Genomic DNA, 25,777 nt, shown 5'->3' with positions numbered 1-25,777 from the left:
TGAATGATTAGTAATTTAAACAGTCATGATAACTACTCAACTACAATAAAAATGATGATAAAAAAGGAGTTCTCTTATGAGTACCGAATCTGAACAATCAGAACCAACCATTACCCATCGTCCGGAAGCACAACGTTTTGAAACTACTATTAATGGTCAAACCGGATATATTAGCTATCAAGAGCGCGATAACACCTTAATTTATGATCATACTATTGTGCCTCAATCGCTTGGTGGACGCGGTGTTGGCTCAGCTTTGGTTAAACGCGCGCTAGATTTTGCACATGAACATGATAAAAAAGTGATTCCACAATGTTCGTTTGTCTCAGCGTATATTAAAAAGCATCCTGAGTATCAAGATTTGCTATAGAAACTCCTATCTTAAGGAAAAATGCGCTATATTTATAACCTAACTGTTGACCGGTTTTTACTACAACTGATTTATACTACCCGCCTATCCGTTTCATATCCTTGCTCATATTTTTCTCAACAAATATATGGCAGTATGTGCAACCTAGGTGGGTTTTTTGACCTATAGCGTAACTATAATTAGTGCCACTCAGCGCTTTTATTGTTATTTTTTCCAAAATTTTTAGGCGATTTTCACACAGTCATCACACAATAATAAAGGATATTGCTATGAGTAGTTTGTCTCATCAACAAGTTGATTTGCAATTAGAAGAGTTGGCAGGCTGGGTGCGTGAGGGCGATAGCATTGTTAAAACCTATCATTTTAGCGACTTTATTGAGGCAATCAGCTTTATGAATCAAGCTGCCTTTTATGCAGAGGCGCTCGATCATCATCCTGAGTGGCGTAATATGTATAACGTAGTAGAAGTGCGCTTAACGACTGGCGATACAGGTGGTATTACCAGCCATGATATTCGATTAGCAAAACGGATGGAACATATCATTCAGCCTAAACGTTTATAGTTATTAGGAATGACTTTATTAAAGTAGCAAAGTGCTAAACCAAAAAATGTCCTCAATTGAGGACATTTTTTATACTTCTAGATTTTTAATTGCGTTAATACTTCTATTTATTTAAATAAAAGTATTAATGTGGCTTCTTATTTACATTTTGCGGCCAACAAACGCCACAATAAATAAGATAACCGCAACAACTAAGAATATATAGGCTAGGTTAGATGACAGACCAGCGACACCGCCAAACCCTAGTAAACTTGCGATAAGTGCGATGACAGCAAAGATGATAGCCCAACGGAACATAGTGATTCTCCTCAGATCAATAATGTTAATACTTTTTATAATTTACAATTTATTATTTAAAAATTTCGAGTGATTTTTTTATTAACAACAATTTTACCACTGCGCCTTGCTTGTATGATTAGAGTAGCAAGCTTTAATCATAATCTGCGTTCATTTTAGTAATTTTCGCGCTATTTTGTGTAACCTATGTAGTGTTCTTACGTGATTTGTAGCGAATTTGGTACTTTGAGCGCCTATAGATTTGCTTTTAAATGGTTTATGATTTTTTGATACCTATTTTTTGTACGAATAGAGCAAATCATTAATCATATTTAAAATTCTCACCACTTAAATCATATCAACTTCAAAGGAAACCATCATGCCTTATTCTCCAGATGCTAATACCTCTTCAAAGGCCCAGCTTAAACGTCCATACACGCTTGTTTTATATGGTGCTACTAGCTTTGTGGGACAGATTACCGCGCGTTACTTAGCGCATTTTTTATCAGATCAGGAACATCGGGACGTTAGATGGGCAATCGCTGGTCGCAATGCGGAAAAGTTAGAGAAGTTGCATTTTCAGCTTACTCAAGAACAGGACGCAGAAAAGGCGCACGATACATCAGCTGCAAACGTCGATATTATTATTGCTAATAGTGATAATGCGGCCAGTCTGGATAAGATGACCACACAAACTAAAGTGATTATCTCGACGGTAGGTCCGTACCTTAAATATGGTGAGTCGCTGATTAAATCCTGTGTAGAAAACGGTACAGACTATGTTGATCTAACGGGAGAGGCGATCTTTATTAAAGATATGCTCGATAAATATCAAGATAAAGCGCAGCAAAGTGGCGCGCGTATTGTCAATTCATGCGGCTTTGATTCGATACCGTCAGACTTAGGCGTTTACTTTACTCAACAGCAGAGTGAGACTAATTTTAATGCCCCTTGTTCAACCATTCATATGCGCGTGAAAGCCGCCAAGGGCGGTTTGTCTGGCGGTACGCTTGCTTCAATGGCAACTATTTTTGAAGAATCTGGAAAAAATAAATCACGGCGACAACAGCTTGCCAATCCCTACCTACTGAATAATGATAGTGATGCGCCAAATGTACGCCAAGACAATATCAATAAGCCTCAATATGATGCCGAGTATGGTCACTGGTTGGCACCTTTTATCATGGCAAGTATCAATACACGCATCGTTCACCGTAGCAACCAGCTACTAAGCTATCAATACAGTCGTGAGTTTAAGTATGATGAAGCCATGTGGATGCAAAATGGAGTTAAAGGTCAGCTGATAAGCTACGGCATGAGTGCAGGCATATTTGGTTTTATCACTGCTATGACCTTTAAGCGTAGCCGCGAGTTTCTCTCTAATCATGTATTAACCAAATCTGGCGATGGACCCTCTAAGTCTGACCAAGACAATGGTTATTTTGATTTACGTTTTTTTGGTAAAACAGCGAATAATGAGACTATTAAAACTAAAGTAACGGGGAATAAAGATCCGGGTTATGGCAGTACATCACAGATGCTGGCGCAATCGGCGCTGTGCTTGGCACAAGATATTACCAAAGACGAGGTTAAAGGTGGCTTTTGGACACCAGCATCTGCGATGGGGAATAAACTACTAACAAGGCTGGAAAATAACGCTGGTATTTGTTTTGAGGTAGTAAATAGTGATAAAGCTGACTGATTACTATTGGCGTATTTGTTATTGATTTTTTAAAGCTTCATTTATATGAAGAATTAAAGAAGCGTCAATATTTTATTCACCGTATCTTGGCAACAGGATGCGGTTTTTTATTGATTGAAGTTAATAAACAATTCCTAGCAAATGTTAATAAATGATATCAATATCCATATTTGATGACTAATATTGCTAAATCATTGCTATTTAAAATATTAAAATAACTTTTCTTAACGATTTGTATTATTTGTTATTAATAATTAAATTAAAATATTAGTAACAATATCAAAAAAATAAACTCTTACCTGTACTCGCGTTACCTATAACAGTAACCCAAAGCGCCTTATAAATTTAAAGAATTATCGGAATATGAATATAATTCTATATAGTATAATTAAGCGATATTTGCAGCGAAAGGTTAATATTAATATAACAACACCAATACAAGAGTTTCGCAATGTCACATGAAAACATCAAACCGTTAGACTATTAATTTATGTACTACTGAATTATTAAGGTTTTAGTTGCTACTCTTACGTTCCAAATTTCTAACAGCTAGTTCTGATCACATTAGATTTTACCTAATTGGTTTATACATTACGTTTTCCTTATCAATCATGACAATCACAACAGTGGTTATCATGATTTTATTTTAACTATATATATTTTGTTAGATATACTAAATAGATATAGTTAAAATTATAAATGAATTCGAACTTTAAGAAACAGTGATAAAAGTTAGAGCAATTTAATTGCACTTAAATAGTCACTTTAAATCTTTTAATGAAGGAATATATTGAATGAAAAATCGTACTTTATCTTTGTCGCTACTCGTTGCCGCTTCCCTTGCTATTCCAAGTTTAGCGATGGCTGCACCTGCCAAAAAACCTATGCCTCTAACCGCGAAGACTGTGACCGCTGACCAGGCACCTAAAGCTGAAACGCTTGAGAATGACGTTGAAAGTACTGATAATAAACTTGCGTCAATCCAATCGAATGCGGTAGAAATTAGTGAAACAAAGACTTTTTCTCGTTCACGCGTTAATAACAATCTTGGTCAGCAACCAATGACTACTGAGATAAAAGCGCCAAACGGTCAAGAGCCAATGACTACTGAAATAAAAGCGCCAGCAGAAGCTTTACAAGACCAAGAGTTACAAACAACTGAAATAATATCTGAAGATCCTGTACTAGATGAGCCAGAAGTTTCAGAAGAAGACCTATAAGTAAGCACTTAAATAACCGTACTAAAGCGATGATTGTTTTAAATACGATTATTAAGAATAGTTATCAAAAATAAAGTCGACATATTTGATTTAACAAAAAAGGCAGCCTAACGGCTGCCTTTTTATTATTACTCATAACACAAAGTCTTATTTCTTAGCTTTAGTCACGCCTGCTTCTTGCAATAGCGCACCAAGCGTACCCATTTTACTAGGCTCTGGCTTGTTAGACTGTGGGGCTTTGCTGCGACTGGTATTCCCACTTGCATTGCCTTTATCATCTCTATCTTGGCGCTGAGGACGCGGTGCAGAACGACGCTTATCATTACTTACATTAGCTGTGCTAGGACGATTGCTACGTGGACGGCTTGCTTTGACATCCGTATTGCTCGTATTGTCTGCTGCAGGTTTCGTGGCAGTACGTGGTGGTTTTTGAGATTCAGGCTTCATGCTAAAGCCAATACGTCCACGCGCCTCATCAATACTAATGACCCGTACTGACACGATATCGCCTGGTTTAACGCGATTCATGGGATCAGCGACAAAGTCATTTGCCATTTGTGAAATATGAACCAAGCCATCTTGATGGACACCGACATCGACAAAACAACCAAAGGCAGTCACGTTAGTCACTACACCTTCTAAAGTCATTCCCTCAGACAAATCTTTAATGCTATTTACATCATCACGGAAGGTAGCCGTCTTAAACTCAGGACGGGGATCGCGTGCCGGTTTAGCAAGTTCTTCGAGGATGGCTTTGACACTTACATTGTCATCATTAGCTGCCAATGTCGTAGTATCGATAGTATTTAACACGCCATCATTACCTAGAAGGTCACTTAAACTTTTACCAGTTTGGGCAATTAAGCTATCGACCAAGGCATAGCTTTCTGGATGCACGCCAGTTGCGTCAAGAGGATTGCTACCATCATGAATACGCAAGAAACCTGCTGCTTGCTCAAAGGTTTTGCTACCTAAGCGTGGCACGTCTTTCAATGCTTCACGGCTAGCAAAAGCACCATGCTCTTTACGATAACTGACGATTTGCTGAGCAACATTGCGATTCAAGCCAGCAATGTGAGCTAAGATAGCAGGGCTGGCAGTATTCACATCAACACCAACCGCATTTACGCTATCTTGAGTGACTTTATCAAGGCTATCAGCCAATTGCGTTTGATTCACATCGTGTTGATATTGACCGACACCAATGGCTTTTGGATCAACTTTTACCAACTCAGATAATGGGTCTTGCAAACGACGGGCTATAGATACCGCGCCGCGAACGGACACGTCCATATCACCAAGCTCATCACTGGCAAGCTCGCTGGCTGAATAAACAGACGCACCAGACTCATTAACGATAACGGCTTTAGCTGTCAACGCCTCATTAGCTGCCAAGATTTCTTTAATCATCGCATCCGTTTCGCGGCTTGCCGTACCATTACCAATGGCGACCAAATCAACATTATAGGTGCTGAGTAAGGTGTCGATAACAACTTTGGCTTCAGCCATTTTGTTATCTGGGGCAAATGGATAAACCGTTGCGACAACTGGCTTGTCCTCATTATCAAGCATGACATGACCTTGGGCATCGACAATCGCCATCTTAACGCCATGACGAATACCGGGATCAACACCCAAAATAACTTTGCGACCCGCAGGCGCTGACATGAGTAAATGCTGTAAATTATTGGCGAATACGTCAATCGCATCAGACTCAGCGGTCAGACGTTTTTCAGTCAATAGACGATGCTCGATATGCGGACGCCACTTATCTTTCCAAAGACTGGTTGCAGCTTCCGTTAAAAATTCACGACGCGCATCCGGGGCTTTGGCATCAATATCAAAATACTTGACAATTTTTGCAATAAAAGGGGCATCTTCGCCTTCGATTTTAAGACCCAAGACGTTTTCTTGGCGACCGCGTAACATGGCTAACAGACGATGATTCGGCAAACGCGCAAGACTTTCGCTGTGTTCAAAGTAATCTTTAAACTTCTCGCCCACTTCACGTTTTTCATCGCTGGCAACTGCAGATACGATCATTGCCGTTTTAGCAAAGCCGCTACGTAAGCTGTCCAGTAAATCAAGCGCTTGCGTCCAGTCGTCAACAATGATGGCTTGCACACCGGCAAGTTGCTTGCCGATATCGCTGAAATCAACCTCAATCTCATTACCGTTATCATCAGTAATAGTCGCTGGCGCTTGATAGCCTGCCAGCGCATCGATCGGGGTAATCTCTTGCGTTAATACAGCTTGAGCGGCGTTATCTAAGCCTGCTGCGCGTGCTTTTGCAGCCGGTGAACGGCGACGCGGACGATACGGCAGGTAAATGTCCTCAAGCTCAAGCTTAGATGTCGCCTTGTCGATACGGCTTTGTAGCTCATCGGTCATATTACCTTGGGTGCTCAGCAACTCGGTAATTTTAAGACGGCGTGTTGCCATATCGCGTTCATAATTAAGCGACTTTTCCAGCGCGCGCAATTGAGCATCGTCGAGATTTTGTGTTTTCTCTTTGCGGTAACGGGCAATAAAGGGCACGGTTGCGCCGTCATCGTAGAGGGTGACAAATGCGTTAACTTGAGCAGACGTAATGCCAAGCGCGCGAGCAAGTTTGTCTGAGATATTCGCGTGTGTCGTTGCGTCCAAGCCCTGTGCTTTTGTTGGGGCTTGAGAAGACGTTTGGGTATCAGTGCTACTCATATACGTATCTATCGTTGAGAAATGGTGTTTGGCATTATAGCAAAAGCTGCATGAATAGAAATCCTTTTTATCTCTTACGTGATTATCCTTGTTTTTAGGCTATCAATCCTATCAGTTCACGCTCTTAACTTACTAAGCTAATTGAACACAGCGCCTTGGTAAACAAACACCTACAGCATTTATACCAGCAAGTGATGCAATTATTGTTACAATCTTATACACTAAAGCGGTGGCGCTATAAATATGACAATCAAAAAAGCCGTTGCACAAAAGTTGTGATAAAACCATAAAAATCATCGACCGTTACTTTTACTCTGTTAAGAATACGGATTGACGATATTACTATTCATGATAATACTGTTCATTAAAGGATATCTGCATGACTGATAATAAAAGCTCAGACACCATGACTCAGCGTATTTTAGTGGTCGATGATGACGCACGGTTGCGCTCATTGCTCCAACGCTTCCTAGAAGATGACGGCTTTGTCGTTCGTACCGCACATGATGGCGCTCAAATGGACAAGCTCATGCAGCGCGAATTGTTCTCCTTAGTAGTGCTTGATTTGATGCTACCGGGTGAAGATGGCATTAGTATCTGTAAGCGCTTGCGTGAAGACAATAGCGATATTCCTATCATTATGTTGACTGCTAAAGGTGGCGACGCCGACCGTATTGCCGGTTTAGAGGCAGGCGCAGATGATTATTTGCCAAAGCCATTTAATCCAAAGGAATTACTTGCGCGTATTAAAGCGGTATTGCGTCGCCAAAATCGTGAGCTGCCCGGTGCACCTAGTTATCAGTTAGAGGTGGTTGAATTTGGACCATGGACGCTAGATTTATCAACGCGGACGCTAAAACGTGATGGTAGTGTCGTGACCTTGACCACCGGCGAATTTTCAGTGCTCAAAGCGTTGGTACAACATCCACGCGAGCCATTGACCCGTGATAAACTCATGAACCTTGCCCGTGGTCGCGAATGGGGTGCTATGGAGCGCTCAATCGATGTGCAAGTATCACGCCTGCGTCGTCTGATTGAAGACAATCCGTCACAAGCGCGCTATATTCAAACCGTATGGGGCGTGGGTTATGTGTTCGTTCCTGATGCCGATGTGGACGCTACGGTAGCAAACGTCACTCCAGAGTAATTAGGTTAAAAGGGTTGTTTTGCAAGGCTTGGCGCACGGTCAGATATTGCAAAATAACTCTTATTTTTTAAGTACTTATCTCTTATGACCATATCCTTAATGATTCAAAACATACCCTGCACGCTTGTGACAGGGTTTTTAGGTGCGGGTAAAACCACTTTAATTAATCAGTTGCTTAGCTGCAAACCTGTGGGCGCACGCTGGGCATTATTAATTAATGAGTTTGGGCGCATTGGTATTGATGGGTCGCTACTAACAACGGATAGCAACGTCCAGCAAGATATTGCCATTAGCGAGGTGAGTGGCGGTTGTATATGCTGTACCAGTCAATTACCGCTACAAATTGCCCTTAGTCGGTTGCTTAGTGAGCATCGCCCACAGCGCCTAATCATTGAGCCAACAGGGCTTGCACATCCGCGCGAGCTGTTACGCCAGCTTAGCGAACCACATTGGCAAACAGCATTAGCTATGCAAGCGGTGATAGCAGTACTGAGCGCCGTACAGTGGCAAAATCCGAAATATCGTGATCATGAGGGTTTTCAGGCGCATATATGTGCAGCGGATGTCGTGGTGATTAATCGTCATGAGCAGTTAAGCTCGAATTGCCAGCAAGCGTTGCAAGTGTGGATTGCAGCATTAAATCCGCAAGCACAGTTGATTTGGGCAGAATTACCTGAAGAATCTGAAACGGTGTTATCGAAATCAATAACCAATAAGCTCACCCGACAAATCAATACTCCCAGCCAAATATTAAGTCAGCAAACGGGCAGTCTTAGCCACTCTCGTATCCGTCTACAGCCGCCAATGCAGTTGCTAACACCTAAAACTAGCGCAATAAGTACTGATATTGTTATGGATGAGACGCTACCGTATCGCTACCATGATAGCCAGCAAGGCATATTTCAACAGCACATAATGATCGGTGGCTGGCGACTGCCTGCAGAGTGGATGTTTGATGCCGATGCACTTCAGCAATGGCTATTAGCATTACCAGAATGGCAACGTATCAAGGGCGTTGTAAATACTTCTGATGGCTGGTTGCAGCTTAACTTTACGCCTGACAGCTTGTCGACAGCAACGACCACAGCACAAGTTGATAGCCGATTAGAGATTATACTGCTCAGCACAGAAGGCAGCGATATTGATGTAGAAAAAACAACAAAGGATAAAACTCAGTCGCAACAAAGCCAAGAAAACTGGGCAATATGGGATGACGAGCTGATGGCGCTCGTTCTTTAAAACTTGTTCTTTGAAGTAAGTCATAAAAGAATTATAAATTTATTCAAAAAAAAGGCTAACATTACCAGTTAATGTTAGACTTTTTTTATTGAGTGTCTTTTGATTGATCAACTAAAGCGCTTTGCTTATCAGCACTAGCGCAACTGACTGTCTTTACTGCCACGGCGATTAAACAGCTCAGATGCTTTAGCTTCTTGCTCAAGCTCTGTCTGGCAGCGTACACAATGCTGCACACCAGGTAACGCTAAGCGTCGCGCTTCGGCAATCGGCTCACCGCATTCGTCGCAAAATTCTGCACTATCGCCACTCGGTATCGCCCGTCGTGCACGCTCTAAAGCATCATTAACCGTGGCATCCATTTGCTCGTGCTCAGCCCCATCTTTTGACCATCCACCTGCCATAATTTATCCTTTTTCTTTTATTAGTTACTTATTATTAATCATATAAAGTACTTTAAGAACAAATAGATGGGGCTAAATTATAATTCTTTCAATAGGCAAGCGCTTAACTTGATATTAATAATTATATCATTCTACTCAACGTTGCCAGCCTTCAGTTTTCATGATTTTTTGCGCTTTTTCTGTGATTAGAAAGTCGATAAAACTTTGGGTTTGAGGATCTGCCTTTGGTGATATAACAACGTTCAGATCGCGCCAGATTACTCGGTCAGCATCTATATAGACCATATCCATATCTTTAGCATTGTTAATAGCCCATTCTGGCCAAGTTAACCAAGCATCTGCCTTCTTTTCCTTAAATGCTTTGAAGCTAGCTCCAGAACCTAACGAATACGATACGATATTTTTTCTAAAACGAGCAATATCGTTTAAGCGGCCTTTGCGACCTGCAACATCTTCCCAAGTGCCATTTCCAGATGTGTTGTATATACTTTTACCATCGGTCACTACTATTGAGATGTCTTTCGCCAATAAGTCATCAAATCCACGTATTTTTTTAGGATTTCCTTTTTGTACTGCTATGACAGTTGGGCGAATATATATAGGTGTCACTTTCTCATGATCAAAAGTTTTATACGTTTCAAGAAAGGCAGTCATTGATAGCTCAGAGGTTCCCCATAGCGCGTCTGCATCGGCTTGCGCAGCAGCAGACCAACGGCTCTCAGGGCCCGCCACGATCTCTACTTTAGTTCCACCTTGCTTTTCCCATAAATCTGCCACTTTTCTCAAAGCGGTATGCGGTCCGCCCGCACCATATAACTTAATAATGCCATCTTTAGGTTTATGCACTATGGATGGATCAAAAAGTGCTGTTTGAGCAACAGCTGAAGTGCAACTCAGTAGAATGCAAGCAACAGAGATAATTTTTTTCATTGATACTATCCTTAATTAAAATTATCAATAGTTCTTACTAAAAATGGAGTAACAAATATTTTAATACGAGACCTAGTCAGACTATATCGCTAAACAAGTTACTGCCATACTGGTAAGAACTACCCACATCAGTTTGATTCATTATTTCTATTTAAGCGGTAACGACACTTTATGACTAGTCTTTTGGTTGTAGCGCCACTACTTGCCCGCGCACATCAATACTTGCATCACCCATCAAACAGACATAACCTGCCATAATATCTTCAGGCGTTTTGAGGGTCATCGGATCTTCGCCCGGAAAGGCATGAGCGCGCATGTTAGAGCGCGTACCGCCCGGATTAATACAATTAAAACGTAAATTGGTGGTATTTCTGGTCTCTTGAGTGAAAATATCACTCATCCCTTCTACCGCTTGTTTTGATAAGGCATAAGCACCCCAAAATGCGCGCGGATGCGTGCCCACCGTGCTGGTGGTAAACACAATGGAGCCGTACGCTGCATCTTTGAGTAGGGGTAACAGTGCTTGGGTTAGCATGAAGGTTGCCGTAGTATTGACGTGCATAACCTTGGCAAAGATATCAACATCGTACATCTCAAGCGGTGTCAGTGCGCCTAATAAACCAGCATTATGCAAGATGCCATCGAGCTGTCCGACTTCTTTAACAATTAGCCCTTCTAACTGCTGCATCTCCGCATAGCTGGCTTTTTCAAGATCCATCGGCAACACCGCTGGCTGCTTGCCGCCAAGGCTTTCGATTTCATCATAAACCGCTTCAAGCTTACTGACAGTACGCCCAAGTAACAGCACGGTTGCGCCATAGCGCGCATAGGTCAATGCCGCCACGCGCCCGATGCCATCCCCGGCACCCGTGACTAAGATAGTTTTGCCGTCTAGACACTGCTCAGTAGGGACAAAGTTACGAATGGCTTCATGGGTTAATGCTTGATTAGAAAGACTGCTGTTGCTCATGGTAGGACTCACTACGGATGGTTTAGTACGATTTTTTAAATAACTGGATTAAACATGAGTTGTCACAATAATTTATTAAAAAAATATTAACTGATTAAAATAGCTAAAAATATGGTTAAAAATACTGGATTATAAGTATTCAAATTTGCCAGAATTCAACAACAATTCTCTTAATTGTGCAGGCGTGTCAATAATATAATCGGCGCCCCATTTTTTTAAATTGTTCTGGTCTTCGGGTGGAATATAACCATAAGCCGCTAAAATAGTGGGCATATCGGCTGCGGCGCCTGCTTCAATATCACGTACATGGTCACCGATATACAGCACACTGCCTGCAGCTCCGCGCGGTATAGCCAGTTTTTCTAGTGCCAAATACATTGGCTCTGGGTCAGGCTTGGGGCGCGACACATCATCAGGACAGACCAATACAGAACAGCGTTCCTCTAAATTCATTACCTTCAGCAGTTGCTCCGATAAATAGCGCGGTTTATTGGTCACAATACCCCACGGTACGCTCTGACGCTCAAGGGTCGTTAAAACCTCTTCAAGCTCAGCAAACACGCAACTATCAACGCAAATATCTGCTTCATAATCGTCCAAAAACTGCTGGCGAAACGCCAATAATTGCTCTTCACTAACGCCTAGCTGCTCATTATGACGCAGCATCAGCTGCACCATGGCGGACGCACCTGCGGATACCTGTTCACGAATGTCAGCTTCATGAGGGGCTTGCCAATTGTTTTCAGCACTCATTTTACCAATGATACGAACAAAGTCCGCTGCCGTATCAATCAGCGTACCATCAAGGTCGAACAATACTGCTTTTACAAACTTAGCCATAAAAGATGCTCTTATAAGGAGGAATGAACCGTTAGCTGAGGTTTATGGACGGCTAACATATAATTAACATCGACGTTTTGCGCCAGCCAATAGCGTTTGGTCAACGGATTATAATGCAAGCCGATAATATCTTGACGGCTAAATCCGGCAGTGATTGCCATTTTATCCAACTCAGCCGGAGTGATAAATTTAGCATAATCATGCGTGCCGCGATCTAGCAAACGCAGCACATATTCTGCCCCGATAATGGCAAACAGATAGGACTTGGGACTGCGGTTAATAGTGGACAGCACGCAAACGCCGCCCGGTGCGAGCAGCTTAAAACAAGCATCGACAATGGCAGCTGGGTCTGGAACGTGCTCTAACATTTCCATACAGGTCACCACATCGAACTGTCCAGCATGCGTTGCCGCTAACTGCTCAACCGGAATATGCTGATAGCGTAGTGTTTTATCCAAGCCGCTTTGCTTAGCATGCAGGGTGGCAGCTTTTAGATTTTCTGTGCCCAAATCAATACCCGTTACATCAGCACCGCGGCGCGCCATGGACTCGGCTAAAATACCACCGCCGCAGCCAACGTCCAGAACTTTTTTACCCATCAAGCCACTGTCTACCGTTTTATCAATATCAACGCCTTGATAACCGCGCTTGATGTTGTCTTCTATCCAGTTTAAGCGTAACGGATTAATGTGATGCAAAGTGGCAAATGCGCCCGTATTGTCCCACCATTCATGAGCCAGTTTATTGAATTTATCCACCTCGCTTGGGTCGACATTGGTCGCATTAGATAGTGAAGCTGGCACTTGCGTATCAGTAGGAGAATGAGATGCAGAGACCGTTGAGCTCATGAAATATTCCTTAAAAAATGGTAGTGCCGCATAAGAGACTGGGTATGATACAGTCGGCGAAATCATGTTCTTCATGTTAGCATGAGCGTCACCTTTTTGTCGTGAACACATGGTGACCGATTGTGTATGTTAGTCGTGATTGCAGATGACTGCTATTCACATAATGGCTAAGTAACAAATTATGGCTAAAAAATTATCTTAATTTAGTTTGATAACTACCTTTCATCAGCATCAGTAAGCGCTATTAAATAATGACTCACAGCTTTACAACCATTGGTTAAGAATGCAGTTCACAAAAGTGTTTATTTTACGCTATTATAGGCAAAACCGTGCTTAACGCTTTGACTATTAACCACGGTGACTTCCGTAAATCTTGCTTTTTTTAATAACTTGACCGTCTTAACAAACTGTCTTTCTCATTGTTCAGTATTTACTACCAAAGGAAATTATATGAAACATGTCATCGCATTGACTGGTCTTGCGCTTGCCATCGGGCTTGCCAATACGGGCGCACAAGCCGCCAGTTATGTCGCTGGAAAAGATTACCGCGTTCTTGATAATCCAGAAAAAATTAGCGGTAATGCGATTATTGTTCGTGAATTCTTTTGGTATGGCTGTCCGCATTGCTACACCCTCAATCCGCATATGGAAAAATGGGCAAAAACTAAAGCCAAAGATGTGGCATTCTTTAAAACCCCTGCAGCGTTAAATCCTGTTTGGGAAGCCAGTGCGCGTGGTTTTTATGCTGCCCAGCTTTTAGGTTTTGAAAATAAAACCCATGATGCGTTATTCGATACCATTCATAAAGATGGCAAGCAAGTGTTTGACCAAGCGTCATTAAGCAAATGGTACGCCTCAAAAGGGGTTGATCAAAAGAAATTTAACAGTCTATATGACTCTTTTGCAGTAAGCACGAAAGTTGGACGCTCACAAGCAGGCGCGAAGCGTTATCAGTTGTCAGGCGTACCCGCGGTAGTGGTTCAAGGGAAATATGTGGTCACCGGTGAAGGTCCACAAGTAACTAAAGTTGTGGATTTCTTGGTTGATAAAACCCGCGCTGAGAAAAAATAAACTTTTACTATAGCTATAAAATAAAAACTCATAAAAAAGCCAATCATTGATGATTGGCTTTTTTATATTTAACTTTAACATCCATATCTCAAACTTCACACTGCTACTTAAGTTCCGTTAATATGGCCACTTCACGAATATAACTTGCCAAATCTTGCTTCGCTTCTGCCATCAGCTCATTGTCTTGAGTGTGCTTGGCATATTCAATCCAAAGTAACAATTGATAAAGACTGTTGCGCTCTGAAGCTTTGTACTGTTTGACAAATTGCTTTAACGTGCCCTCGTCATTGATATTTAGACGCTCAATCCAGCTCTCAATTTTAGAGACTTGCTCATTGGCAAAGAAAGCGTCAAATAGAGCTTTAACCAGTTCATGGCGGTTTTCTTCACTGATAAGCTTGCCGACGCGCTTGGTTTGGCGGATGCGCGCGGTTGCACTGGTGATATCAGCAAGCGCCATCAGCTCTGCCATAAAATATTCACTAGCAGGCAATTTTTTAAGCTGCTTTTTGGATAAGCTAGCAAGCGGTATCGACAGCATTTGTAAACGCTCATGGGCTTTTTTAAGTTCGGTGCGCGAGACGCGCATGTCATGTTCTGACCAGTCAATCATGGTAAGCCCTCTAATACTAGAAACAAAATTTGTGAAAGATGCCGTGTGAAGTAATAATGCACGGCAGCTTATAAAGTCATAATAGCCAGATTTACCAGCGGCTTTTTTCTCGGTGCTTGGTCACCACCGTCAATGCGGTAGGTAAACTTGCGCTAAGCGTACGCTGCAACTGCTCGGTGATGAATACTGAGCGATGCTTGCCACCCGTACAGCCGATTGCCACCGTCACAGTATGACGATTATTATGCAAAAAATCTGGCAGCCAACGCTGTAAAAACTGACTGATATCAGCTGTCATTTCAGCAACTTCTGGATAATCGGTAAAAAAAGCCCCTACTTCAGTATCAAGCCCAGTTGCTTGGCGCAATGCTGGGTTCCAATGCGGATTGGGCAATATCCTAACATCAAAGACAAAATCTGCATCAATTGGATTTCCGTACTTAAATCCGAAGGACAACAGGTTAATAATAACTTTATTTGCCACACCAATATGGTCGCGCAAACGCTCTTTTAATTGATGAATATTTAAATTACTGGTATCGATTTTGATATCAGCACAATAAGCAATCGGCTGCAATAGCGACGCCTCAGTTCTAATTGCAGACGGCAAGTTATCAGCAACTGGTATAGAATTTACTCGATCTTTTGTCATCAACGGATGCACACGGCGTGTGGCGTTAAATCGCGCCACCAAAATGGTCTCTTGCGCCGTCACATAGATGACTTTGACGTTGTACTCACCATAAGTCTGCTTTAACGTCTTATAAGTAGTCGCAAAGTTTGATAAGTCAGCGCGTGGCGAGCGAATATCAACGCCCAATGCAATTCGCTGAATACCAGATTCCTTAATCAGCTTATGCGTCGCATCTACAACTAAGGATAATGGCAAATTATCAATCGCATAATAGCCAAAATCTTCTAAAATATTTAAAGCCGAAGTTTTGCCTGAGCCTGATCGTCCTGATACCAGTAAAATACTGACGCTGTCGTCCACTGCTATTACAGGCGTATTGCTGATATCTGCTACTTCCATAATCAACTACCCCATTGCTTTACGCATTGTTTTTATTAAATTTTTTATTCATTACTCTAGAGTGAAAGCATATTTTATTGCGACTGCAAAAATATAAGCGGCAAACCCGTTAATAGAATTTATTACTCAAGCGTTACCAGCAGATTGTCAAGTAAACGCGCGCTCCCAAGCCACGCTGCCACCACAATAATTAGATGGTGCGGCAATGACTCTGTAGAATTTGTAGATTGAGACGACCTATTAGTAGAAATATTTTCTAGTTGTACGGTTTTAAGTTCTAAATAATCAATAATAAAGCCAGCAGCAGTGATGCGACTCGCGGTCTCTGTAATAAGTGCCTCAAATCCTTGTTCAATATGCGCGCCTAACTTTAATTGCTGCGCCAAGCGCTGCAGCTCTTGCTGCAATACCGGAGCAATTTTCCGCTCATCCGCGCTCAAATATTGATTGCGTGATGACAATGCTAAGCCATCAGCAGCACGTACAATAGGCGCTGCAATAATATCAATGGGATAACTTAAATCGCGAACCAGCTGCTTGATAATCGCCAATTGCTGATAGTCTTTTTGCCCAAATACCGCAACATTAGGTTGAACAATATTAAAGAGCTTTGCTACCACAATACCCACGCCATCAAAGTGCGTTGGGCGAGTTTTGCCACATAATTGCTCAGTGATAACCCCGGCGCGAATGGTAGTCGGCGGTGGTAATACCGGATACATCTCATCAATGGTGGGCGCAAATACATAATCTGCGCCGACACTTGCCAGCTTAGCCACATCTTCATTTAGCGTACGTGGATAGCTGTCAAAATCTTCGCCCACCCCGAACTGCGTCGGGTTAACAAAGATACTCACGACAACAACATCTGCATGCTTTTTAGCAATCTTAACCAGCTCTAAATGGCCGTCATGCAAATTACCCATAGTCGGCACCAAGGCAATGCGCTGCTGACTGCGAAAAGGTTTTAGCGCGGCTTGTAGGGCAGCGATATGATGATGAATAATAGGCATCACAGACTCTTTTATCTCAATAAATATAAGTATTAATGAATAAAATTTTATTTAAATTCATGTTGAGCCGCAGGAAAACTGCCTGCGCGTACCGATTGTTGATACAGCTCAAAAGCGCCCTCAATGCTATGGGTACTATTGCGAGTATCGGTCAAAAAATCATGAACAAAACGGGGAACGCGACCATGAACCATGCCTAGCATGTCATGCATGACCAAGACTTGACCATCCGTATCGGCACCAGCGCCAATTCCAATAACTGGCACATTAACACTCTCGGTTACTGCTTTGGCTAACTCAGCAGGAACACACTCTAATACCAGCAACGCTGCCCCTGCTGCCACCACCGCTTGCGCGTCCGCCATTAATTTATCTGCTGCCACGTCCCCGCGGCCTTGTACTTTATACCCACCAAACACATTGACAGACTGCGGGGTCAAGCCCAAATGCACGCATGTGGGTGTGCCTGCTTGCGCCAATATAGTCACTAGCTCACACAGCTCACGACCGCCTTCCACCTTAATCACCTGCGCACCCGCCTGCATCAACTGCCGACTATTCGCAATTGCCTCAGGTAAGGTCACATAGCTCATAAATGGTAAGTCTGCGATAATTAAGGCATGCTGATTACTACGTGCCACATTAGCAGTATGATACGCCATATCATCGACCGTCACTGGCAGCGTTGAGGTATGACCTTGTACCACCATACCTAAGCTATCACCAATTAAAATGGTATCAATCAGCGCCTTATCCATCATGCGAGCGAACATAGCGTCATAACAGGTCAAACAGGTAAATTTAGTACCGTCTTTTTTAAATGTGTTTAAAGTCGATAACGTTGTCATATAACCCTCAATTTTACTCTCGAACAACTTACTGCCTGTATATAATTACTTTATCAATAACTATCTATCATCAGGTTTATCAGCAAGAATTTTTAGCCCCGTCCAATCGCTTGCTTGCGGATAGCTGTTTATTGGCTGCCCAGCAATGACAATATCCGGTGCTAGTTGTTGCAGCGGTATTAAAACAAAATTGCGCTCGCCTAACCCTGCATGTGGAACAGTTAATCGTGGCTCAGCAATCTTTGCTTGACCATACAATAATATATCAACATCTAGACTGCGCTCACCCCAATGACGTAAGCGAGCACGCTTCGCCGATTGCTCAAGGGCTTGGCAAACAGCCAGTAAAACAAGTGGCGCTAGGCTCGTTTCAATTTCAACTACCGTATTAATAAAATCGGGCTGATCTTGCGGACCCATGGGTGCTGAAGCATAAAAAGAGGACACACGCACATTGCGAATATTGTCATGTTGGCGCAGGCCTTCAATCGCCTGCTGTACATGGACAACAGGCGAGCCAAGCTCATTAGCAATATTGCTACCCAAACCGAGATAACACGTTGTCCAATTATCCGCTTCGATATTGCTACTGTCTGTTACAGTAGTAAGCAGTACCGTACTATCTATCGCATCATTTAAAGAAAGACTCATGACTATACTTTACTCAGCAATTCAAATTTTACTCGATAACGACTAACCAATATCACCCTGTAAATAGAGACTGTATTAAGCGCCCTATCTACGGCAAGTGTAGGTTTAGACTAACTTATAATAATGGATTTATCATAAGTTAATCCAGTTACTTGCTCATGCTATTCGCTTGGTTGACGGCGACGACGCTTGGCAGGAACAGGTCCTTTATTTGCTGCATTTGGCTGAGCCGCTTTCTTCTCTGAAGAAGCTTTTTGAGAAGCAGCATCGCTGTTTGCATTGTCTGCACTCTGAGCATCAGCCGTGTTATCTGCTATTGGCAATACCTTATTTTTGGGAGTTTTGACTGGTACTTTGGTAGGTTTGGCACGTGCTGGCGATTGCTCTGCTTGTCCCGTCACTTCAACCTTAGTAGTTTCAGTCTCAGTCTGAACATCACGTTTAGGCTGATGAACTACTTTAGGAGCTTTTTTCTCGTATTTCACAGGTGTTGATTCTTTAGATACTGAATCTGTAGACTGTGATTTTTTAGGCGTTGAATGCTCAGTATTACTACTTAACGTATTTTCAGCCACACTATTTGATACACGGCGACGACGTTTATACGGTACCGGCTCATTGTCTATCGTAACCAACTGCGGTGCTTGCGCGATAGTACGTTTGGCAGTGAGTTTACTTACAGCGTGAGGTTTGACATGAGACAACTTAGTATTAGACGACTCATTATTAGATGATTCGGTATTAACTGGTTTATCTAATACTTTCCCTACCGCTAAGCTAGTGGTTGTTTGCACTTGATGCGCTTGTGCGTGTGAACCTTGCTTCGCTTTAGGCACATTTTGACTGGTTACTGGCTTTTGCTGAGCAGATTTCTGACTTTGACGACCTTGCGCAGATTCAGACTGCAACGCGTCATCTTGGACCAGTTGTCTTTTAAGCGGTGGAACGACGTTCTCATGCTCAATGACAAATAGCGGTGTCGGTGTTGATGGACGCGTGTGCTGTTTTGCAGCGCCCGCATGATTAGCCAATGACAGCTGTTGTAATTGCGATAATTCATGGCTGTCTTGCTTCATCTGCTCGGCGCGCGAAGACTGCTTAACCTGATTGGTTACTTTTACCGACGTTGATACTATTGGCACAGCTGATTCAGAAGCGTCTGATTTTTGCGTGGCACGGCGGCGACGTGCTGGAATGTTAGAGGCATCATTGACCTGTGCTGGATTATTGACTGGACGCTCAAATGCTTTTTGATTCGAGTTATCGCGACCGTTATTAGCACGCTCTGTATTTGACGGCTGATTTTGCATGTCAGCCGCTTGTTGACTGGTAGTATTTGCCGCTACGGGTTGAGCTGACTGACGATTGCGTCCGCGCCCACGCTTATAAGAACCGCGACGAATATTTTCATCGAAGTCATCAATGGCTTGCTGCTGCTCGCGTTCAGTCAGGGTCTGATAGGTCTGCCACCAGTCGCCCATACCATTAGTCGATTCTGATAATGGATGTTCAGCATCGCCACATTGTTCACGCAACAATAAAAAGTCGAAGCCCGCACGAAAACGCGGATGCTCAGACAGTTGCTCGATTTGCTTGCTACGCGGTGCCGCAAGTTTTGGCTGTAATAACCAAATATCGCGAATAAACTGTTCAGCAAATTTTGGAATGGCGGTTTTAATACGTTGACGGTCAATCACTTTGCCCGCCGCTTGCATCTGGGCATCAGCAAAAGGCATATTTCGCTTTTTGGCTTTCTCTAACTGATGGAGATAATTTTCCCACAATAAGGCGGCATAAAAGAATGCTGGATTGATACTTTTACCTGCATTAATACGCTTATCGGTATTGATAGCAACCTGTTTTACCAGTGCATTTGGCTCAGACGGTGGATAAATAATCAGGCTATCGATAGCGCCCGATTCAAACAACAATGGCAATAATGGCACTAAGTAGCCACCAGTGAACATCTTTTGCGTTTCATCATAAAGGCGATGCGGCGATATTTGCTCGAGCAGCGCCCAATTGCCTGAATGAAACTGCGCGGCTAATGCGTTATCAAACTCAAAGCCCAATTTGGCTTTAAAACGCAGGGCGCGTAATAGACGTACTGGATCTTCTTCGATACGTACGGGTGCCTCACCCAACAGGCGAATGATTTTATTATCAATATCATCAAGCGCACCGCAAAAATCATGCACCACGCCTTTTAACGGCTGATAATAAAGGGCATTAATTGAAAAATCGCGACGGGCAAAGTCTTGCTTAATATCGCCCCAAACATTGTCACGAAGAATCATGCCGTCTTGATTGGTATTGGCATCATTGATAGGTGGTCCACGAAACGTTGCCACTTCAATCAATTCGCGACCTGAGTAGACGTGTGCCAGCTGAAAGCGACGACCGATAATACGGCAGCGTTTGCCAAACACGTCTTTAATCTCATGCGGCTTGGCATCGGTGACCGCATCGAAGTCTTTTGGTTTCAGACCTAATAATGTATCGCGCACGCCGCCACCGACGATATAGGCGTCAAACCCAGCTCGGGACAAAGTGGCAATCACTTCCGTAATAGAATTGGGTAATTCAGATTTATTCAGTTCTAACTGCTTGGCGGCACGCTCGGCCATGCATCTACTCCTTGCCAATACTCTTAACCACCTCTGATGAACACAGCGTTTATCGGGCGGATGTATCCGCTAGTTTAACAAATTTTAGTCGCGCTGGGTGCGTTATGACAGATAGTTACGCGCTATTTTGTCACTGTTATAGCGTTCGACTGCCAAAGTCATACTCTTTATTCAGCCGTTTTTTCTACTATCACTGCTAAATAGCACCTGTTTAATGCTGTACTCGTAAACGTGCGCGGTTTTTTTCGATAGTTTTTGGACCAATACCTTTCACTTTTTCTAGCTCATCGACACTTTTAAAGTCGCCAAACATTTCTCGGTATAAAATAATGGCTTGCGCTTTACTGCTGCCAATACCATGCAAGGATGTCAGCTCGCTTTCTGTGGCGCGGTTAATATTAATTCCCATTTGTGTGCTCGCTTGGGTGGTGAGCTTTTCTTGTTGTAATAAGTAGTGATAGGCACTTTTTGGATTATCAAAACACGGTGCAGCTTGCGCGCTACTGATTAGCAGAATGAATATTAGCGCTGATAAAGCAATAAAGATAAGTCGCGGCACAGTTAAAGTAAATATGTTTAAAAAAGACCTACCTAAGGTAAAAACAGTCATTTCTCCATCTTGTGTCTTCATGCTATTTTGCACGTTCATGCTGCTTAGCAGCCTCCCACAATACTTCCATCTCTAGCAAATCACTATCCTCAATACGCTTACCTTGCGCTTCTAATTGCGTCTCAATGTAGCTAAATCGCGATTTAAATTTATGTACACACGTTAAAGCAGCGGCTTCAGCGTCCAGATTTAATTTACGCGCAACATTGACCAAAGCAAACATGCAGTCGCCTAACTCTTTTTCAATCTCACTAATATTGGACTTTATCTCATCTTTAGACTTAACAACATTAGACGTATCAACCAGCTCTACTTTTAATTCGCTGATTTCTTCATCGAGCTTTTCCAACGCGCCACTAAGTCCGTCCCAATCAAAGCCCAACTTTGACGCTTGTTTTTGTACGTCTTGCGCTTGCATCAGCGCACTACCAGGTTTACACGTATCCAAACGGCGGCGCGGCTTACCACGTAGCGCACGCGCTTGATTTTCTTCTGCTTTAATCTCATCCCAGCGCTCTTTAACCGCAGCGTCATCTTGCAAGTTTTCTGCATCAAAGACATGCGGATGGCGACGAATCAGCTTTTCCTGTAAGGTAGTAATAACGTCCGCCAAATCAAAGCGCCCTTGCTCAGCATACAGCTGACAATGGAAAACAACTTGTAATAACACATCACCAAGCTCACCCTTGATATCGTCATCATCATCGCTTTGAACCGCTTCGGCAAGCTCATAGGCCTCTTCTATCGCATACGGAATCAGGCTATGATTGCTTTGTTTTTGATCCCATGGACAATCGCTACGCAGGCGTGCCATTAATGCAAGTAAATCCGGCAAACTGCCTGTGGCATTGGGCGTTCCTTTTACTGGAATAGGCAACGACACCTTATTTTGGCTAGAGTTTATACTGACGGCTTCATGCTTTGTTTTTTGATTCATAACGGTTACTCATAAGCTTATGTCATTATTCTTTAGAACAGATAATAGCGTGAAGATGACTATGCCGCTACCCTATTCTTCTCTTAGATGGTGTATCATTCAATTATTGTTGGCTTATTTTTTTTGCACCTATCTCTATCTGATTTCAATCATCCTTCACCGCTACCCTGCTTATAATTAAAAAAGGAATTTATCATCATGACTGTGGCTCCTACTGTCCAATCACCCTATCATCCGCCTAATACTTTTGCATCTATTACGATTGACTCTTTTAAAGCCTATGATATTCGTGGCGAGCTTGGGGTTAACCTTAATGAAGACATTGCCTATCGTATTGGACGCGCGTTTGGTCAGCTATTAGGTCAGCGTTACTATAGCGCTGATACCACTGATGAATTAAAGGCTCTCAATCCCGCAATTGTCATTGGTTGTGACATTCGCCATTCAAGTAAGTCATTAAAACAAGCCACCATTGCTGGTATTATTGATGCTGGTATTGATGTGATTGATCTTGGCATGACGGGCACCGAAGAGGTCTATTTTGCCACCAGTCATTATGATGCATTGGGTGGCATTGAAGTCACGGCAAGTCATAATCCAATTAATTATAATGGCTTAAAATTGGTCAAAGAACACTCAAAACCGATTAGCGCCGATGACGGTTTAGCTGAGATTCAACAACTGGCAGAATCCGGGCAATTTATTTCCCCTACAGACAAAGGGAAACTACAACTACTCAGCGATAAAAGCGCTTATATCAATCACGTTATGAGCTTTGTTGATACTAATAAGTTAAAACCACTAAAATTGGTGATCAATTCAGGTAACGGTAGCGCAGGACCAGTCGTTGACTTATTGATTGATAAACTGGCACAAGCTGGCGCACCGATTGAGGTGATTAAACTGCATCACACACCTGATGGCAGCTTTCCCAATGGTATTCCCAACCCCATGATTTTAGCCAATCGTGCCACCACTCAGCAAGCGGTCATTGCCCATAAAGCCGATCTTGGTATCGCCTTTGATGGTGATTTTGACCGCTGTTTTTTATTTGATGAGTCAGGCGAGTTTATTGACGGTAGTTATGTGGTCGGCATGCTGGCACAAGCGTTTTTAGATAAATATGCTGGCGAGTCGATTGTTTACGATCCACGTGTACTATATAACACCGAAGCTGTAATAAAAGACCATGGCGGTCAAGGTGTGGTTAGTAAATCAGGTCATTCATTTATTAAACAAGTGATGCGCGAGTCAGGTGCGATATACGGTGGTGAGATGTCAGCGCATCATTATTTCCGCGACTTTTGTTATTGCGACAGTGGCATGATTCCGTGGTTATTAACCATCGAGCTGTTATCAACAACTGGCAAGACCTTATCAGAGTTGGTAACCGGCTATATCGCAGCATTTCCCAGTTCAGGCGAGCTCAATTTTCGCTTAACAACCCATAATGCGCCAACCATTATTAAAGATATTGAAGCAAAATTTAGCGCAGACATGCCTGTTAAATCAACGCTCGATGGTCTCAGTCTTGACTTTGGGGAATGGCGCTTTAATCTACGCGCCTCTAATACGGAACCATTAATCCGGCTTAATATTGAAACACGCGGTGATGGTCAATTACTGTCAACAAAAACGCAGGATATTGAACATTGGCTTGCTGAACAAGGCGCAGTACGTGCCTAATAATTATAAGTAATAATGTCATATAAGGTATTTACTATTAAAAAGGGCTGATTTATTTATTAATAAATCAGCCCTTTTTTAGTTTGATAATAACGATTTTATAGTGGCAAGCTTGCTACGATTTAGCACGACCAATGCCTATATAGTCGCTTATTAATGTCTCTATTTGCGCGCGCGTTAAAGCATTTTGCGCATCAAATATAGGCATCGCCTGCTGATTAAGTCGCGCTATATCCAAATTTTCTTGTGGCGACCAGCTAATAATAAAGACAGCTTGCACACTCTCTATTTGCTCATAAGGGCTGTCGATCAGCTGTAGTAAAGGCTGGTCATGATATAAGTTTGTCAGTTCAGGTTGTGCCTTATCACTATAGACAAGGGTAGTAATATTATATGACCATAATAAATGTAAAAGAGGATGAATAGCCGATCCGGCTGTACGACCTGAACCCGCTTTGTAGCTACCGCCCCAAATTACGACTGTTTTATGGTCAATAAATCCATCAAAATATTGCCAAAATTTGCGAAAGATAAGCTCTTTTTGGTCTTCATTAATATATCGCACCGCTTGTAAAATTGGCATCTCTACGCGACTGGCATGTCCAGCCTGTTCAAGCTGTGTTAATTCTGCTGGCAACGTATTACCACCAAAGCCCCAGCCTGCCTGCAAATAACTGCGTCCAACCCGCTCATCTAAGCCCATAATATGACTGACTTGCTGAATATCGACCTTATGACTATCAGCAAGACGCGACATCTCATTCATTAGGCTCACGCGTGTGGCAAGCATAGCCATAATACTGCTACGCGCAAACTCAATGGTAGCAATATCAGCACAATGGTAAGTACGCGCATGTTGCATTAAAGTCTGTAGAGCAGGTAAATGCTGACTACTATCAGGCGTTTTCTCACCCAATAGCCATAACGAAGGGGTCAACATTGAGCTAAAAGCGTCACCATCTTGTAGGAAAATAAACGGTACATAATACACCCACGCACGCTGTAAACGCTGAGCTAATGAGGACGCCTGACCCAATGTGCTACTGCCACTGATAATGATTGGCAGCTTTTGCTCATGACTGTGATTAAAAGCAGCTAACCAATTGTTCTCTGACCATATCGACTGCACACTGTCTAAGAATAGCCAATAAAAAGCTGCTTTCACTTGGTCAGTACCCTGATGCATTTTGGCTGCTTCATAGTTAGCAATAACCATCTCTGCACTGGGCGCTATTGCTATACTGACAATCTGCTGCTGCTGAATGTACAATTGCCACAGTGCTTGCAAGTGATACTCAAATCCGTACTGTTGTATATACTTTTCAAGTAGCATCTGATCCGCGTGTAGATGTACCACTTTTCCTAAACTTGCCAGCACCACCGCGCTGGTGATAGCCTCAATACCATGACCGATGATGACACAAACGTCAGAATTTTTAGGCATAGGCGGTTTAGCGCTATGTATAGAAACAGGTGACATGG

General features: G+C 42.7%; 24 protein-coding genes. 8 read left to right on the top strand and 16 right to left on the bottom strand.

Translation table 11 applies throughout. The features are described 5' to 3' along the window. Nucleotides 1-76: 76 nt before the first annotated feature. Together H2245_RS03495 and H2245_RS03490 are read left to right on the top strand one after the other, a co-directional pair. Entirely contained in the window at nt 77-370 is a 294-nt protein-coding gene (locus H2245_RS03495; RefSeq protein WP_182405943.1) for a GNAT family N-acetyltransferase, read from the top strand. Between the two features lie 269 nt (nt 371-639). Further along, entirely contained in the window at nt 640-933 is a 294-nt protein-coding gene (locus H2245_RS03490) for a 4a-hydroxytetrahydrobiopterin dehydratase (protein ID WP_182405941.1), read from the top strand. Nucleotides 934-1,074: 141 nt separating this feature from the next. Here the strand turns inward: H2245_RS03490 and H2245_RS03485 are convergent, their stop codons facing one another. Then, nucleotides 1,075-1,230 carry a DUF1328 domain-containing protein gene (locus H2245_RS03485; RefSeq protein ID WP_025646712.1) on the bottom strand — a complete coding sequence of 52 codons (156 nt, stop codon included), beginning with the start codon at nt 1,228-1,230 and terminating at the stop codon, nt 1,075-1,077. A gap of 358 nt (nt 1,231-1,588) precedes the next feature. Here H2245_RS03485 and H2245_RS03480 point away from each other — a divergent pair, with 358 nt between their 5' ends. Then, nucleotides 1,589-2,911: a trans-acting enoyl reductase family protein gene (locus H2245_RS03480; RefSeq protein ID WP_182405939.1), complete on the top strand. Its 1,323-nt coding sequence runs from the start codon at nt 1,589-1,591 to the stop codon at nt 2,909-2,911. Nucleotides 2,912-3,705: 794 nt separating this feature from the next. Beyond that, the gene (locus tag H2245_RS03475) at nt 3,706-4,131 is read left to right on the top strand and encodes a hypothetical protein (RefSeq protein ID WP_182405937.1); all 426 of its coding nucleotides are present in this window, start codon (nt 3,706-3,708) and stop codon (nt 4,129-4,131) included. A gap of 147 nt (nt 4,132-4,278) precedes the next feature. On the opposite strand, the gene H2245_RS03470 is transcribed toward H2245_RS03475, so the two are convergent. Next, nucleotides 4,279-6,831: a Tex family protein gene (locus tag H2245_RS03470; RefSeq protein WP_182405935.1), complete on the bottom strand. Its 2,553-nt coding sequence runs from the start codon at nt 6,829-6,831 to the stop codon at nt 4,279-4,281. Between the two features lie 379 nt (nt 6,832-7,210). On the opposite strand from H2245_RS03470, the gene ompR reads away from it, so the two are divergent. Both ompR and H2245_RS03460 read left to right on the top strand, forming a co-directional pair. After that, nucleotides 7,211-7,978: a two-component system response regulator OmpR gene (gene ompR / locus H2245_RS03465; RefSeq protein ID WP_259365064.1), complete on the top strand. Its 768-nt coding sequence runs from the start codon at nt 7,211-7,213 to the stop codon at nt 7,976-7,978. Between the two features lie 84 nt (nt 7,979-8,062). Next, nucleotides 8,063-9,217 (top strand): GTP-binding protein, encoded by a 1,155-nt coding sequence (locus tag H2245_RS03460; protein ID WP_182405933.1) that lies wholly within the window; start codon nt 8,063-8,065, stop codon nt 9,215-9,217. A gap of 134 nt (nt 9,218-9,351) precedes the next feature. Here the strand turns inward: H2245_RS03460 and H2245_RS03455 are convergent, their stop codons facing one another. The 5 genes from H2245_RS03455 to ubiG form a co-directional block, all read right to left on the bottom strand. Further along, nucleotides 9,352-9,618 carry a DksA/TraR family C4-type zinc finger protein gene (locus tag H2245_RS03455; protein ID WP_182405931.1) on the bottom strand — a complete coding sequence of 89 codons (267 nt, stop codon included), beginning with the start codon at nt 9,616-9,618 and terminating at the stop codon, nt 9,352-9,354. A gap of 135 nt (nt 9,619-9,753) precedes the next feature. After that, the gene (locus tag H2245_RS03450; protein ID WP_182405929.1) at nt 9,754-10,548 is read right to left on the bottom strand and encodes a substrate-binding domain-containing protein; all 795 of its coding nucleotides are present in this window, start codon (nt 10,546-10,548) and stop codon (nt 9,754-9,756) included. Nucleotides 10,549-10,723: 175 nt separating this feature from the next. Then, nucleotides 10,724-11,518: a YciK family oxidoreductase gene (locus H2245_RS03445; protein ID WP_182405927.1), complete on the bottom strand. Its 795-nt coding sequence runs from the start codon at nt 11,516-11,518 to the stop codon at nt 10,724-10,726. A gap of 129 nt (nt 11,519-11,647) precedes the next feature. Beyond that, the gene (locus tag H2245_RS03440) at nt 11,648-12,358 is read right to left on the bottom strand and encodes an HAD family hydrolase (RefSeq protein ID WP_182405925.1); all 711 of its coding nucleotides are present in this window, start codon (nt 12,356-12,358) and stop codon (nt 11,648-11,650) included. A gap of 11 nt (nt 12,359-12,369) precedes the next feature. After that, nucleotides 12,370-13,206 carry a bifunctional 2-polyprenyl-6-hydroxyphenol methylase/3-demethylubiquinol 3-O-methyltransferase UbiG gene (gene ubiG, locus H2245_RS03435; protein ID WP_182405923.1) on the bottom strand — a complete coding sequence of 279 codons (837 nt, stop codon included), beginning with the start codon at nt 13,204-13,206 and terminating at the stop codon, nt 12,370-12,372. Nucleotides 13,207-13,656: 450 nt separating this feature from the next. On the opposite strand from ubiG, the gene H2245_RS03430 reads away from it, so the two are divergent. Next, nucleotides 13,657-14,277: a thiol:disulfide interchange protein DsbA/DsbL gene (locus tag H2245_RS03430; protein WP_182405920.1), complete on the top strand. Its 621-nt coding sequence runs from the start codon at nt 13,657-13,659 to the stop codon at nt 14,275-14,277. A gap of 103 nt (nt 14,278-14,380) precedes the next feature. Here the strand turns inward: H2245_RS03430 and yjgA are convergent, their stop codons facing one another. From yjgA to mazG, 8 genes are all read right to left on the bottom strand, one after another. Continuing rightward, nucleotides 14,381-14,890 carry a ribosome biogenesis factor YjgA gene (yjgA, locus tag H2245_RS03425; protein WP_182405919.1) on the bottom strand — a complete coding sequence of 170 codons (510 nt, stop codon included), beginning with the start codon at nt 14,888-14,890 and terminating at the stop codon, nt 14,381-14,383. A gap of 91 nt (nt 14,891-14,981) precedes the next feature. Then, nucleotides 14,982-15,923 (bottom strand): RNase adapter RapZ, encoded by a 942-nt coding sequence (rapZ, locus tag H2245_RS03420; RefSeq protein WP_182405917.1) that lies wholly within the window; start codon nt 15,921-15,923, stop codon nt 14,982-14,984. Between the two features lie 122 nt (nt 15,924-16,045). Further along, entirely contained in the window at nt 16,046-16,936 is an 891-nt protein-coding gene (gene panC, locus H2245_RS03415; RefSeq protein ID WP_182405914.1) for a pantoate--beta-alanine ligase, read from the bottom strand. 47 nt (nt 16,937-16,983) lie between these two features. Next, nucleotides 16,984-17,784, bottom strand: a complete 801-nt coding sequence (panB, locus tag H2245_RS03410; RefSeq protein ID WP_182405912.1) for a 3-methyl-2-oxobutanoate hydroxymethyltransferase — start codon at nt 17,782-17,784, stop codon at nt 16,984-16,986. A gap of 60 nt (nt 17,785-17,844) precedes the next feature. Next, a complete protein-coding gene (gene folK / locus H2245_RS03405) occupies nt 17,845-18,435 on the bottom strand; it encodes a 2-amino-4-hydroxy-6-hydroxymethyldihydropteridine diphosphokinase (protein ID WP_182405910.1) in 591 nt (196 codons plus the stop codon). 161 nt (nt 18,436-18,596) lie between these two features. Then, entirely contained in the window at nt 18,597-21,062 is a 2,466-nt protein-coding gene (gene pcnB, locus H2245_RS03400; RefSeq protein WP_182405908.1) for a polynucleotide adenylyltransferase PcnB, read from the bottom strand. 211 nt (nt 21,063-21,273) lie between these two features. Next, nucleotides 21,274-21,711: a helix-hairpin-helix domain-containing protein gene (locus H2245_RS03395; protein ID WP_259365063.1), complete on the bottom strand. Its 438-nt coding sequence runs from the start codon at nt 21,709-21,711 to the stop codon at nt 21,274-21,276. After that, on the bottom strand, nt 21,695-22,609 hold the full coding sequence (gene mazG, locus H2245_RS03390) for a nucleoside triphosphate pyrophosphohydrolase (protein ID WP_220464368.1): 915 nt from the start codon (nt 22,607-22,609) through the stop codon (nt 21,695-21,697). The genes H2245_RS03395 and mazG overlap by 17 nt, the downstream gene beginning before the upstream one ends. 198 nt (nt 22,610-22,807) lie before the next feature. Here mazG and H2245_RS03385 point away from each other — a divergent pair, with 198 nt between their 5' ends. After that, on the top strand, nt 22,808-24,295 hold the full coding sequence (locus H2245_RS03385) for a phosphomannomutase CpsG (RefSeq protein WP_182405906.1): 1,488 nt from the start codon (nt 22,808-22,810) through the stop codon (nt 24,293-24,295). A gap of 115 nt (nt 24,296-24,410) precedes the next feature. On the opposite strand, the gene H2245_RS03380 is transcribed toward H2245_RS03385, so the two are convergent. Beyond that, the gene (locus tag H2245_RS03380) at nt 24,411-25,775 is read right to left on the bottom strand and encodes a UDP-glucose/GDP-mannose dehydrogenase family protein (protein ID WP_182405905.1); all 1,365 of its coding nucleotides are present in this window, start codon (nt 25,773-25,775) and stop codon (nt 24,411-24,413) included. Between the last annotated feature and the right edge of the window lie 2 nt (nt 25,776-25,777).

This window comes from Psychrobacter sp. GP33, assembly GCF_014119005.1.
GTDB lineage: Bacteria > Pseudomonadota > Gammaproteobacteria > Pseudomonadales > Moraxellaceae > Psychrobacter.
Note: the sequence above shows the minus strand (reverse complement) of the source record. Positions and strands in the feature narration are given on the sequence as shown.